The sequence below is a fragment of the Citricoccus sp. GCM10030269 genome (genome assembly GCF_042665635.1).
Classification (GTDB): Bacteria; Actinomycetota; Actinomycetes; order Actinomycetales; family Micrococcaceae; genus Citricoccus.
The window spans coordinates 352,695-365,320 of record NZ_JBHTCV010000005.1 but is presented as its reverse complement, the minus strand read 5'-3'; the positions used below and the strand labels follow the sequence as shown (position 1 = coordinate 365,320).

At 65.8% G+C, this 12,626-nt stretch carries 15 protein-coding genes; 3 read left to right on the top strand and 12 right to left on the bottom strand.

From position 1 onward, the window contains the following. Window positions 1-12 precede the first annotated feature (12 nt). The 8 genes from ACFQQD_RS08825 to ACFQQD_RS08790 all read right to left on the bottom strand — a co-directional run bounded on the left by ACFQQD_RS08825 (window position 13) and on the right by ACFQQD_RS08790 (window position 6,501). Entirely contained in the window at window positions 13-750 is a 738-nt protein-coding gene (locus ACFQQD_RS08825; protein ID WP_378088395.1) for a hypothetical protein, read from the bottom strand. 347 nt (window positions 751-1,097) lie between these two features. Then, window positions 1,098-2,624 carry a SulP family inorganic anion transporter gene (locus tag ACFQQD_RS08820; RefSeq protein WP_378088393.1) on the bottom strand — a complete coding sequence of 509 codons (1,527 nt, stop codon included), beginning with the start codon at window positions 2,622-2,624 and terminating at the stop codon, window positions 1,098-1,100. 205 nt (window positions 2,625-2,829) lie between these two features. After that, window positions 2,830-3,180, bottom strand: a complete 351-nt coding sequence (locus tag ACFQQD_RS08815) for a MerR family transcriptional regulator (protein ID WP_378090066.1) — start codon at window positions 3,178-3,180, stop codon at window positions 2,830-2,832. A 191-nt stretch (window positions 3,181-3,371) separates the two neighbouring features. After that, complete coding sequence (locus ACFQQD_RS08810; protein ID WP_378088391.1) at window positions 3,372-3,578, bottom strand: hypothetical protein; 207 nt, start codon at window positions 3,576-3,578, stop codon at window positions 3,372-3,374. Window positions 3,579-4,179: 601 nt separating this feature from the next. Next, window positions 4,180-4,722, bottom strand: coding sequence for a hypothetical protein (locus ACFQQD_RS08805; protein WP_378088389.1), 543 nt, complete (start codon window positions 4,720-4,722; stop codon window positions 4,180-4,182). Then, window positions 4,719-5,006, bottom strand: coding sequence for a helix-turn-helix transcriptional regulator (locus ACFQQD_RS08800; protein WP_378088387.1), 288 nt, complete (start codon window positions 5,004-5,006; stop codon window positions 4,719-4,721). Before ACFQQD_RS08800 ends, ACFQQD_RS08805 begins: the two co-directional genes overlap by 4 nt. A 182-nt stretch (window positions 5,007-5,188) precedes the next feature. Next, window positions 5,189-5,593 (bottom strand): GntR family transcriptional regulator, encoded by a 405-nt coding sequence (locus ACFQQD_RS08795; RefSeq protein WP_378088385.1) that lies wholly within the window; start codon window positions 5,591-5,593, stop codon window positions 5,189-5,191. Then, window positions 5,590-6,501: a hypothetical protein gene (locus ACFQQD_RS08790; RefSeq protein WP_378088383.1), complete on the bottom strand. Its 912-nt coding sequence runs from the start codon at window positions 6,499-6,501 to the stop codon at window positions 5,590-5,592. Before ACFQQD_RS08790 ends, ACFQQD_RS08795 begins: the two co-directional genes overlap by 4 nt. 153 nt (window positions 6,502-6,654) lie before the next feature. Between ACFQQD_RS08790 and ACFQQD_RS08785 the strand changes: the two genes are divergently transcribed. Then, window positions 6,655-6,924, top strand: a complete 270-nt coding sequence (locus ACFQQD_RS08785; RefSeq protein ID WP_378088381.1) for a hypothetical protein — start codon at window positions 6,655-6,657, stop codon at window positions 6,922-6,924. A 227-nt stretch (window positions 6,925-7,151) separates the two neighbouring features. Here the strand turns inward: ACFQQD_RS08785 and ACFQQD_RS08780 are convergent, their stop codons facing one another. From ACFQQD_RS08780 to ACFQQD_RS08765, 4 genes are read right to left on the bottom strand one after another with little or no spacing between them, the layout of a single operon-like run. Continuing rightward, entirely contained in the window at window positions 7,152-7,349 is a 198-nt protein-coding gene (locus ACFQQD_RS08780) for a hypothetical protein (protein ID WP_378088379.1), read from the bottom strand. 35 nt (window positions 7,350-7,384) lie between these two features. Next, a complete protein-coding gene (locus ACFQQD_RS08775) occupies window positions 7,385-8,434 on the bottom strand; it encodes a heme A synthase (RefSeq protein WP_378088377.1) in 1,050 nt (349 codons plus the stop codon). Then, window positions 8,425-9,237: an ABC transporter permease gene (locus tag ACFQQD_RS08770; RefSeq protein WP_378088375.1), complete on the bottom strand. Its 813-nt coding sequence runs from the start codon at window positions 9,235-9,237 to the stop codon at window positions 8,425-8,427. The genes ACFQQD_RS08775 and ACFQQD_RS08770 overlap by 10 nt, the downstream gene beginning before the upstream one ends. Further along, window positions 9,234-10,184, bottom strand: a complete 951-nt coding sequence (locus ACFQQD_RS08765; RefSeq protein WP_378088373.1) for an ABC transporter ATP-binding protein — start codon at window positions 10,182-10,184, stop codon at window positions 9,234-9,236. The genes ACFQQD_RS08770 and ACFQQD_RS08765 overlap by 4 nt, the downstream gene beginning before the upstream one ends. Window positions 10,185-10,376: 192 nt before the next feature. Between ACFQQD_RS08765 and ACFQQD_RS08760 the strand changes: the two genes are divergently transcribed. Together ACFQQD_RS08760 and sufB are read left to right on the top strand one after the other, a co-directional pair. Further along, window positions 10,377-11,117 (top strand): helix-turn-helix transcriptional regulator, encoded by a 741-nt coding sequence (locus ACFQQD_RS08760; protein ID WP_378088371.1) that lies wholly within the window; start codon window positions 10,377-10,379, stop codon window positions 11,115-11,117. Window positions 11,118-11,165: 48 nt separating this feature from the next. Beyond that, window positions 11,166-12,626, top strand: coding sequence for a Fe-S cluster assembly protein SufB (gene sufB / locus ACFQQD_RS08755; protein ID WP_378088369.1), 1,461 nt, complete (start codon window positions 11,166-11,168; stop codon window positions 12,624-12,626).

Genomic DNA, 12,626 nt, shown 5'->3' with positions numbered 1-12,626 from the left:
TCACAGACGCGGTCACTTCTTTTGACGCCGGCTGCCGCCGTGCCAATCTTCCTGCTTACCGACCGTGTCGGCGTCGACTCCGAGCGCGGCCAACTGCGGCTGCTCGCGCAGGCTGCGCTTGAGCTCGGCGAAACCCGGAAAACGCGCCAGCCCCACCACGTGGTCCCACAGCTCGGCCGCCGAATCCTCACTTGGCAGTCGACTGATCACTGGCCCGAAAAAGGCAACGCCGGTGGGCGGCTCGAAGTGGATGATGGGCGTGCCCACGTCCTTGCCCGTCAGAGAGAGCGCCTCGTCTGTCTCCTGCCGGATCTCGGCGTCCCAGGACTCGTCATCGAGAGCGTCCGCCAGCGAGAGCGGTAGCCCGACTTCGGCGAGGATTGGCTCCGTGAACTCCTGCGTCCCGCGCCGCTCACGTACCTCGCGCTCACTGCGGTGCCCGTCGGTCTCCGAAGCGGTGTCGAAGATGTGTGCCCCGAACGCAGCATACAACGGCGCCATCACCTCCCGGCCGTGCTCCACGCGTGCCCGGGCCGCCACACGCAGGAGCCGCAGCCCGGCGGTGTGGCCCGCTTCGTACTCGGGTGGAAAGTGCGCGTCGTAGTCGACCTCGGCGTTGATCAGGCGCAACGAGATGAACCTCCAGTCCACCGTGTAGTCACGCTGCTCCTGCACCTGTCGCACCCACTTGCTGGTCATCCAAGCGAAAGGACAGACCGGGTCAAAGTAGAAGTTGATGTCGGCGACCATGCGGTCATACTCATGGAGGTTGCAGCGCTCTGTCAAAGGGTGGACTCACCCTCTCCGCGAATCGCCGCGGAGGTCAACGGTAGTCAGCGAAAACGCTCCGAGCCGCACCGTCGACCGTGATTTCTCCTCCGTAAGGCAGGATTCATTGCGGTCGAGTGGGTCCGAAGGACATTTCGATGCAGACGACTGCCTATTTGGCGGTTCTCCCGCATCAGTAAATGGCGGTCCAGGGTTCGGGCAAGGTGAGGAGCTTCGTGGTGGAGGAGGCACTGCCACCTGGCCTCCTACACCTAGGAGTGGGGCAGGTGGCAGTGCGGGGTGTGGGGTGTGGGGGTGCCGGCGGCAGGTCAGTGCCCGGCGCCGAGGCGGCCGGTCATGCGGGCGCGCATCGCGCGGCTGGCGACGTTCAGCCCGGTGATCTCCACGTCTTTGCCGTAGTGGCGGTATTTCTCCTCGACGGAGTCCAGGGCGGCGATAGTGGAGGCGTCCCACAGGTGGGAGCCGGAGAAGTCGATGACGATGTCCTGGGGGTCCTCGGCGTACTCGAACTGGGTGTACAGGTCGTTGGATGAGGCCCAGAACAGCTCCCCGTCGACGGTGTACCGGGCGGTGCCCTGGTCGCCTTCGCCGGTGAGGGTGCGGGTGACGGTGGCGAAGTGCGCGACCCGACGGGCGAAGAGAACCATGGCGGTGAGCACTCCGAGCCCGACACCGATGGCCAGGTTGTGGGTGGCCACCGTGGCCACGACGGTCACCAGCATCACGATGGTCTCGGACTTCGGCATCATCTTCAGCGTCGATGGTCGGATGGAGTGCCAGTCGAAGGTGGCGATGGATACGAAGATCATCACCGCGACCAGGGCGGCCATTGGGACCATCGCGACTACCTCGCCGAGGGAGACGGCCAGCACCAGGACGAAGACGCCGGCCAGGAAGGTGGAAATCCGGGTGCGGGCTCCGGAGGCCTTGACGTTGATCATGGTCTGTCCGACCATCGCGCAGCCACCCATCCCGCCGAAGAAGCCGCTGATGATGTTCGCCGCGCCCTGGCCCCAGGACTCACGGACCTTGCTCGAGCGGGTGTCGGTGATGTCGTCGACCAGCTTGGCGGTCATCAACGATTCCAGCAGTCCCACGGCCGCCATGCCTAACGCGAACGGGGCGATGATCTGGAAGGTCTCGACGGTGAACGGCACGTTGGGGATGAACAGGGTCGGCAGTGCGTCGGGCAGGGCGCCCTTGTCCCCAACGGTGGGCACGTTCAGCGCGAAGACCACTGCGAGGGCGGTGATGACGATGATGGCTACCAGCGGGGCCGGGACCACGGTGGTGATCCGGGGCAACAGGTAGATGATTGCCAACCCCAGAGCGGTGAGCGGGTAGACCAGCCAGGGGACCCCGATGAGGTCCGGCAGCTGGGAGGTGAAGATCAAAATCGCCAGGGCGTTGACGAAGCCGATCATGACCGAACGGGGGATGAAGCGCATCAGCTTGCCCACCCCGAGCACGCCCAGGATCACTTGGAACACCCCGGCCAGGATGACCGCGGCGATCATGTAGTCCAGTCCGTGGGACTCCACCAGCGGGGCCACGACCAGGGCGGTGGCTGCGGTGGCTGCGGAGATCATTGCCGGACGGCCGCCCAGGAACGAGATGGACACGGCCATCGTGGCGGCGGCGAACAGTCCCACTTGCGGGTCGACACCGGCGATCAGGGAGAATGCGATGGCCTCGGGAATCAGCGCCAGGGCCACGATCAGCCCGGCCAGGACCTCGGTCTTGAGCCAGCGCGGGCGTCGCAGGGTTGCCAGTACCGCCTGGCGTTCTTCGGGGGTGGCGTCCGCCGGTGGGGCGGAGTGGATCGTGGTGGACACGTAGGTCTCCCATCAGGTCGTGAACAAGAAGGCACCGGCCCGGGAAGCGGCCACCACCACGCAGAGGGCAGGGCACCAGGTAGTCACCGGGAAGGGTATGCCAGCAACTCTACCCCAACGTCAGGGTAGATAACGCCGGATGGTCCCTTCCGGACGGGATGATCCCCGTGACATGAGACAACACCGGCAAGGGGCTGCGGTTGGGTCAGCCCCGGGCGCGTTCCTGCAAGGCCTCGATGAGCTCATCGGCCTGGCGTAACTTGCGGGCCAGCTTCGCCCGGCCGGCCTGGGCCCGCTCCAGGTATGCCTCGGCGGCCTCGCCCGACCCGTCTGCCTCCAGAATGGTCAGGATCTCGGCGGTCTCCTCCAAGCTGAACCCCAGCGGGGTGATGCGCCGGACGTGGTTGAGCCGCTCCACGTCCACCTCGGTGTACAGCCGGAACCCGCCCTGGCTACGTCCCGAGGGCGGGGCTAAGCCCACCTGGTCGTAGTGCCGGATGGTCCGCAACGACAGCCCGGTACGCTCGGCCACCTCGCCGATCTGCATCGTGCCCATATCCTGGTCCTGCACCACTGATCCACCTTCCTACTGGCTCTCGCCCACCGCCACGACCGGACGCAAACGGCCTCCTGATTTCGCTTGGCGGGGGCGCATCAACTCTACCGCCACGCCACAGTAGCGGTCCGCCCCCGCGCGAGTGTCCCCACGCCCGTCAGGGTGGGGTGCGAATGGGTCGACAAGACCACCTACGATCCGTTGGACGCCAGCTGACGCAGGACGCCCAGGAGTGCCAGGCAACCGGACAGAGACAGCGCCGATTCAGGCTCGTCGAGGATCCACAAGCCGGAGATGCCCGAGCGTGTATTCACGAAGTCGAGGAACGCCTCGCCGTGGCTCTGCTCATGCAGACCGCTCGGGCCGAGCGTTTCCAGGTAGCTGAAGTGTCCGTGCATGGTCTCCGCCCGCAAGAAAACCCCTCGCTTGGACGCGCCCGGGCCGCGGACGAGCTAAAGATGATAGATGATCGGTGAGGTCCGACTCCGTGCGTCGGGTTTGGTGCATTGCGGCGTGGGTTCCGCCCTCAGGATTCAGCCCGAAGGCGGCTGCCAGCGCTTCGACCACCGTCGGTTTCCCCGCCCCGTTATCCCCGACGAGAACGGTGATCGGGCCAAGGTCCAGACCAGAGTCGAGAATCTGCCGTATCGGCGCGAGTGTGGCCGGCCAGCGGCGCCTGTCCATGGGAGCCAGTGCGTGCTCTTCGAGCCGCCTGACCGGCAACGTGCTCATGGCTTCCATACAATCAGTCTCTCAGCCTCTGCCCGTCCATCGGCCTCGCCGGCCCCATGAGCAGAACACCGACGAAGTGCTCCGTTTACGGATCCCCAAACGGCATCGCACTGGAGGTCCCTGCCCACCGCCAGAAATTCGGCTATGGGTGCACCTTCGGTCGCGCGGAGGAGTCCGAAGCAGTCGTCGGCCGTAGATCTGGGTCAGTGCCTACGCGCTTGGCGACTTCGCGCAATGGCTCATGGGTTGTGGCGTGCGTAGGGTTGGTCAGCCCTCTTGATCGTCTGGGTGTGCGGGCCAGCGCCAGGTCAGGGAAGCGGCGGGGAGCATGAAGATCGCGAAGAAGGACGCGAGTGTGAGGAAGATCCAACCATCGCCGTCGAACAGGCCTGTGTTCCCGACCTTGGCGATGAACCCGTCCGCGACCGCCAGCACCCACATCACGAACAGCAAGGCCAGCGTCAGGTGGAAGGCGTCTCGGTATCCGCGGTCGCGTTGACTGATCTCACGCTCGTCGAGCAGGTCCTCGGGTGCGGTATCGAGCATCTGCGTCGCCCGGCGCAGCACGAGAACACCAGCTATGCCGAGGACGGCCACGACCATCATGAGAAGCAGGCCGAGGGTGTCAGCGAGGATGGCGGCGATCACCCCGATGATGAAGATGACCGCAGGCGCCAGTGCTAGGGCGCGGCGGCGGCCGGGGACAGCCAGCCAGCCGGGCAGAGGGCGCTGACGCTGCTGCTGCATGTGTGCCTGGGCTGCGGCGCGCAAATCGGTGCTGCTCTGGTCGGTGGGGCGGGAGGTGTTCACGAGTTCGCTACTTTCGTTCGAGGTGAGTAAAGCTGGGCGGACATGGCGGGGAACGGATCAAGAGAGAAGATCGCCTCGACCGGCAGGTCGAAGTAGCGCGCCAAGCGCAGGGCGAGCTCAACCGAGGGCCCGTAGTCGCCGCGCTCGAGAAAGCCGACCGTCTGAAAGTTGATGCCCACGGCCTCAGCGAGCTCCCGGCGGCTGAGGCCTCGCTCAGCGCGCAGCACCGCCAGTCGGTTGTAAAGATTCTTGTTGCCGTCACTTGCCTGTCTATTGCTTGGCATATAGCTAGTGTTGCGTAGACACAACAATTGGTCAATCACGCCTACGGCAGTCGCCCGCACTCGATGCGCTAGCAACCGCCGCTGACGATCGCGTGCGTTTCAGTTGGCAATCACCTTCGGAGGCCGTGCATGAAACGCTTGTTGATACGACCAGTCCGGCGTTGTATGTCGCACGCCCTTCCTCAAAGCTGTCCCGGCGGTCTCTCCGCGGGATGAGAGACCGGGGGCTCGCTCGGTTGCTCGGGCCAGATGGCCCGGAGAATGCGGACCGTCTCGTCCAGGTCAGTGCCCAAACGGGCACTTGTCTCAGCTAGTTGGCGGGCCGCCTCCAGGACCGGCCGCGGCGTCGTGGTGGCCGTTCTGCTGACGCGAGTGCCCCCGCGACTGCGCGTGGTGAGGAAGCCCTCAGCCTCCAGTGCTTTATAGGCCTTGGCCACCGTGCCGGGGGCCACGTCCAGATCCTTAGCAAGCTGACGAACCGAGGGAAGACGCTCGTCGACTGCCAACCGGCCGGACACGATGAGCCCGCGAATCTGATCGCGAATCTGGGCTGTGGGTGGGGTGGAACCCGACAGGGTGATCATCATGATGGCGTGACCGATGCCGGGCGGCGCCGAGACAAGACGGACAGCGGAACGGTGGCCCAGAGCCCGAACCCGAGTGCCAGTGTGAGGGCGCCGGCGCCGATCAGCACCGGCTGCAGGGCAGCGAAGGTGGTCCACGAAGTCACCATGCCCCCGTCGATGGTGAACTGGCCTTGCATACCCGCGGTCCCCGCCAGAGAACGGAGGATCAGACCGAGATGTATCAGGAGCGCTCCCGATGCGACCGCGAGCACATTCCGCGTGCGCAACGTTCTGACGTGCGCGTCCCGGATATGATCGCCCTCCAGAGCCGGTCGCGAAATCAGGTACAGGTCGATGACGACGACCACGATCATCAGGACCAGGAGAACCAGGGCCGGTATGGAATAGAACCACCCGTAGATGCTCGTGCCCATGCCGTACTGCCCGCCGACTTCAACGGAATACACCATGTAACGGCCGGTGGAGTCCGGCTCTGAGGCCAAACCGGTGATGACGGTGATCAGCACGACGAGCCCTGCGACAGCGCCGGCGGTGACGAACCACCATGCACGTCCGAAGCTGGTCGGTGTTCTGGGCGCCAGCGTCGCGGTGCCCTGCCCGGGCCGGGCATGGGCAGGAAAGGCCAGAAGGGCCAGACCGAGAATTCCCAACACCAAGGGGGCGATGTAGTGATAATCCGCATACCAGCCCATGAGTACGCTCGGGATATCCAACCGGATCAAGATGGGTGAGCCTAAGAAGCGCTCCGCCAGTCCACCTAGAAACAGGAGCAGCCCCGCCGCAAGTGAGATGAGGCGAGTCCTGCTGTCAGGCTGTTCGGACGCTCGACCACGCAGCACCCACCAGACCAGCGCGAGGATGACGCCCGCTACCAGGGGAGCGAACACTAAGAACATGAACCACGCCATTTCCGCGCCCCTTCATCGTTGTGTCATCCGAACAATACACTTGTGTATCATTCGAGTGCTACAAATGCGACCAAGGGATCAGTGGATCGGCCCGGCAGCGAGTACGACGGGGGCGCGGCCCCCGAGACGGTCCCGGTCGGTAGCCTCGAATCCATGGACACTCCTACAGGCCAGCGCATGACCGACCTTGCGGCTGCGTCACTAAACCCGCTCATCCCGTCTTCGGCCGAGTGGGTGGTGATGGCACTATCTGTGGCGCAACTGGTCCTGTGGACGGCGGCGTTGCTGTGGCTGCTGCGTCGGCGAGATCTAGATGCGAGTCAACGAATCGTCGGCATGGTCTTGGCCACTGTGCTGCCGATCATTGGACCACTGTTGGTGTGGTGGGCCATCCGAAGGCCGCGGCAACAGATCGACTCCTAGTCATTATTCCGGGAGGCCCGGTTGCGGTACCCCGACCCCTGCTGGTCCCGCTGGGCTGGGCGGATATCACCTGCGCGGCGGCTTCGCTCGTGGCCGGCGGCTGGTTCGTTTACGAGCCCCACGTGCTCCCGTTACCTGTAACTCCCCATACAGTTTGGCGGGTCATAGGGTTCAGCGCTCCGCGCGGGACATGTTGACGATCCTCGTGGATCCGATTTCTCAGGGCGTCAGCGGTCGTCGGTGCTTGCCTCATCGACCGGCTCCCGAAGCTGACGAGTTGCCTCGAACACCCACCCGACGGCGAGTACGACATAGATAACGCCGTTCCAGGTCTCGCCACCCGTGACAAAGGTGTAGACGCCCGTCGCGGCAGCGATGGCGCCAAGGAGATAGAAGAGTGTGATGCGTGGTGTGCGTGAAAGCACGCGACGATCCCATCGTTGACTACGCGTTGAAGTGCTCAGATCTTCTCAGCGTAGTCACCATGCCAAGCCGGCCGCGTGTGATATCCGGACACCTGCCGGTCCCACGCGGTGGTGATGCCCCAGACGACGAGGCCGGTGCCCAGCATGTGCAGCATCACCAGGCCGATCGGCAGCCCGTTGAAATGCTGCGCATACCCGATGACCGCTTGGAAGGCGATCACCGCGATGAGCATCCAGGCGGAGACCCGTTGCAGCCGCGAGGAACGCTGACGCAACACCAACACCAACAGCACGACGGCGGCGGCGGTCAGCAGATAGACCGGCGCGGCGTGCAGGCGCGTGACCAACAGCGCATCGAAGTCGTGGCGGGGTGCGTCGGCGTCGCCGCCGTGGGGGCCGGTTCCGGTCACGATGGTGCCGAGGTACAGCACGACCCAGCCCGTCACGAAGATCACCCACGCGAGGGCCCGAGAGAGCCGTGAGGTCTGCCCGTCCACGAGGGGCTGCGGATTCCCATCGCCGCCGTCGTAGGTCCCTTCACGCACGCGCCGCTCGACGGCCACGCGATTGACCAGCAGGGTGGCGAAGCAGACCATGACCGAGGACACGAGGAAATGGACGGCCACCACCCACGGATTCAGGCCGGTCCACACCGTGATGCCGCCGACGAAAGCCTGCGCCGGGATGCAGGCGAGCATGCCGACGGAGATCCAGAAGATGCTGGGATGAGACTTCCGCAGCCTCCATACCCACAGCACGACGGCCAGCGCGGCCACACCGACCACGAAGGTCAACGTGCGGTTGCCGAACTCGATGTACCCGTGGATGCCCATCTCGGGAGTATTCGTCAACGACTCCGGAGTGCATTTCGGCCAGGTCGGGCAGCCCAACCCGGACTCGGTCAGGCGCACGGCGCCACCGGTGACGATGATGCCGATCTCCGTGATCAGAGAGATCACGGCCAACCAGTACGTCGTGCGGGTGATGTCCCGCGGCAGGCGAAAGCGGAACCGGCCGCCGTCGGGACTAGTGCCGGCATCGGTGCTGGAGCTGGTGCTGGAGCTGGTCTTCTGTGCTAGCGCCATTGGAACCACCTCAATGCCCCGGCCGTGGCCAGCACACCCCACGCGGTCAGTACCAGGAGGGCGCCGACGTCGAGCGTTCCGGTGCTGAAGGCGGCGCGGAGGCCGTCACCGAGGGCGGCCGACGGCAGCCAGGAGATCACCATCGTGCTCCAGCCGCTGCCCTGCAAAGGGAAGACGGCGCCGCCGACGGACCCCAGGATCACCCACAACAGGTTGGTCAGCGCCAGCGTCGCCTCTGGTCGCACCGTGCCGGCGATCAGCAGGCCCAGGGCCGTGAAGGTGGCCGCACCGATGATGAACCACAGCACGGCCCAGAGCACGCCGGCCCAGTCGGGTCGCCAGCCGACGGCGAGGCCCGCGCCGCCGATGACGATCACCTGGAGCAGGAGCACGGCCAGCACCGCACAGGCCTTGCCGAGGACGAGCCCGGCTGGACCCAAGGGAGTGGTGGACAGGTACGCGAGCACGCCGTAACGACGGTCGAATCCGGTCGCGATGCCCTGACCGGTGAAGGCGGAGCTGAGCACGGCGAGGGCGAGAATGCCCGGAACGGCCACGTCCACGCCGCGGACGTCGGGAGTGTCCAGCAGCCCGGACCAGACGATGCCGAACAACGCGAGCAGAGGAAGGATGAGCGAGATCAGCAACTGTTCGCCGTTGCGGATCGCCGTCACCGATTCATAACGGCCCTGAGCCACCACGCGGCGCGCGAGTGACTGGGAATTGGAGTCGCCGGCATGAGGAGCCAGCGGGGCGGTACTGCTAGTGCCGGCAGTGCGAGTCGTGCGAGGGGGACTGCTCACGGGGACACCTCCAAGAACACATCTTCCAGGGAGCGATGCAGCACGCGCACGTCGGTCGGCATGATCCGGTGATGCTCCCACCACTGACCCAGGGCGGCCCAGTCGGCCGGCCCGCTGACACCTTCCACCCGGTACGCGACGGCGCCTTGGGGCTCTTCAATCCCCGGGCCGGTGGGGCGGCCGGCCCGCGGGCTCTCGGGCGCGACATCGAGTCGAGCCGGAAAGGCGGCCATGGCGGCCTCGTCCACTGGGCTGGAGACGGCGAACAGCACCGGTGTCGACCCGGACCTGACGGTCAGCTCGGCCACGGTCCCGGAGCGCTCCACGGCGCCGTCGCGCAACAGCACCACGTGGTCGGCCAGCCGTTCGGCGTCGTCGAGCAGATGCGTGGTCAGCACCACCGCGAGCCCGGCCTGCTTGAGCTCGAGGATGAGGTCAAAGACCAACTGCCGGGAGACCGGGTCCAGGCCGGCACTGGGTTCGTCCAGGAACACGACGCGCGGGCGGCCGGCCAGAGCGGCGGCCAGCGCCACGCGCTGCTTCTGCCCTCCGGACAGTCGGCGGATGTCCCGGCCGGCGAACTCGTCGATCCCCAGCCGGGAGATCAGCGCGTCCATGTCCGCCGGTTCCCGGTACAGCGAGCTGACGTGCCTCAGAAGACGGGCGGGAGTGGCCGACGGCGGAAGGCCGCCGTCCTGGAGCATGACGCCCACGCGACTGCGCAGGGCCGGTCCGGCCCGCCAGGGATCCTCGCCCAGCAGGCGCACCGAGCCGGCGTCGGGACGATCCAGCCCTTGTGCCATGGTGAGCGTGGTGGTCTTGCCGGCCCCATTGGGGCCCAAGAGTGCCGTCACCTGGCCACCGCGGGCCTGGAAATCAACTCCGCGGAGGATCTCGACAGCGCCCCGGCGGCTGTGGACGGTCTTGTGCAGCCCTTCAAGGGACACAAGGACAGGGGGTGTAGACGGCACCCATCCATGGTACCCGTGTGGAGGGTGAGTTCTACGCACGGTAGAGAACCACGCAGAGTACCCGTCGCACCCTCGCCTTGTTCGCTCAGGGCAAGGCTCACCTTACTTTCGTCTGCCCCCGAATTAGGTAAACTAAAGGTTGTGTATTCCTCCCGTGAAGTGAGTGACGTGGGCGCTGCTCCAGGCGCTCGCGACGCCGACGCGCCCACTGAGGTGCGGGCTGACCCGGCAGAGGGACAACGCGAGAGCACGCGGCAACGGGTGCTGCAGGTGGTCCTCACCCAGGGCCCGATCAGTGCTGCCCGCGTCGGCGAGGTGCTGGGGTTGACCGCGGCCGCCGTCCGCCGCCACTTGGACGCCCTGTCCGATGAGGGTGCGGTCGAGGTCAAGCTCGTCGCGGGCAACCGGGGCGCCGGCCGCCCGTCGCGCCGGTACGTCGTCAGCCATGCGGGCCAGTCCCGCCTCGGAAACGACTATCTCAGTGTCGCGGCCGACGCGTTGAAGCGCCTGAACGAGGTGGCCGGTCCGGACGCCGTCCGGGCCATCGCCCGCGATCGCTTCGCCGCCGTCGAAGACCGCTACCGTGAAACCATCGGCACCACCACCAGTCTGAAAGACCGTACCGCCGCGCTGGCCGACGTTCTCGAGGCTGAAGGATTCGCCGCCAGCGTCCGCACGGTGGGCCAACGCGGTCCCTCAGCGGCCAAATCCACGCTGTGGGCCGCCCAGATCTGCCAGGGCCACTGCCCCCTGCAGGAACTCGCCACCGATTTCCCCGAGTTCTGTGTAGAAGAGACCGAACTGTTCGCCCGCCTACTCGGCGTGGACATCCGGCGGCTCTCGACCTTGCCGACCGGCGGCCACGTCTGTACCACCCATGTTCCACTCGGCCGAGACGCCGAGGCCTAGGCTCCGGCCTGGGACGCCAGACCATCACCGACCATCAGAGAGGCAGCGATGACTGATCAGATCACGAAGGAGACCGCCGACCCCGGCGTTATCTCCGACGTTCTTGAGAAGAATCCCGAGCTCAATGCCATTGGCGCGTACCAGTTCGGCTGGGCGGACCAGGACGTTGCCGGCGCCAATGCGCGCCGCGGGGTTGACGACGAGGTGGTCCGGGACATCTCGGCCAAGAAGAACGAGCCCGAATGGATGCTCAATCTTCGCCTCAAGGGCCTGAAGTACTTCGAGCGCAAGCCCATGCCGACCTGGGGCGCCGACCTCTCCGGCATCGACTTCGACAACATCAAGTACTTCGTGCGCTCCACGGAGAACCAGGCCGAGTCCTGGGAGGACCTGCCGGAAGACATCCGCAACACCTACGAGCGCCTCGGCATCCCCGAGGCCGAGCGTTCCCGTCTGGTGTCCGGCGTCGCCGCCCAGTACGAGTCCGAGGTGGTGTACCACCAGATTCGCGAGGACCTCGAGGCCCAGGGCGTCATCTTCATGGACACCGACACGGGGCTGAGGGAACACCCGGAGATCTTCAAGGAGTACTTCGGCTCCGTCATCCCGGTCGGGGACAACAAGTTCGCCGCCCTGAACACCGCCACCTGGTCCGGCGGTTCGTTCGTGTACGTACCCAAGGGCGTCCACGTCGAGATCCCGCTGCAGGCCTACTTCCGCATCAACACCGAGAACATGGGCCAGTTCGAGCGGACCCTGATCATTGCGGACGAGGACTCCTACGTCCACTACATCGAGGGCTGCACCGCGCCGATCTACAACTCCGACTCCCTGCACTCGGCCGTCGTCGAGATCGTGGTGAAGAAGAACGCCCGTGTGCGGTACACCACCATCCAGAACTGGTCCACCAACGTGTACAACCTGGTGACCAAGCGCGCCATTGCCGAAGAGGGCGCCACCATGGAGTGGATCGACGGCAACATCGGCTCCAAGGTGACCCAGAAGTACCCGGCCGTCTACCTCACCGGCGAGCACGCCAAGGGTGAGACGCTGTCCATCGCCTTCGCCGGCGCCGACCAGCACCAGGACACCGGCTCGAAGATGGTGCACCTGGCCCCGAACACCTCCAGCTCCATCGTCTCCAAGTCGGTGGCGCGCTCGGGCGGACGTGCGGCTTACCGCGGGCTCGTGCAGATCATGGAGGGCGCGAAGCACTCGGCCAACTCCGTGGTCTGTGACGCCCTGCTGGTGGACACGATCTCCCGCTCGGACACCTACCCGTACATCGACATCCGCGAGGATGACGTGACCCTCGGCCACGAGGCCACGGTGTCCCGGGTCTCCGAGGAGCAGCTCTTCTACCTGATGAGCCGCGGCCTGTCCGAGACCGAGGCCATGGCCATGATCGTGCGCGGCTTCATCGAGCCGATCGCTCGCGAGCTGCCGATGGAGTACGCCCTGGAATTGAACAAGCTGATCGAACTGCAGATGGAAGGATCGGTAGGCTGA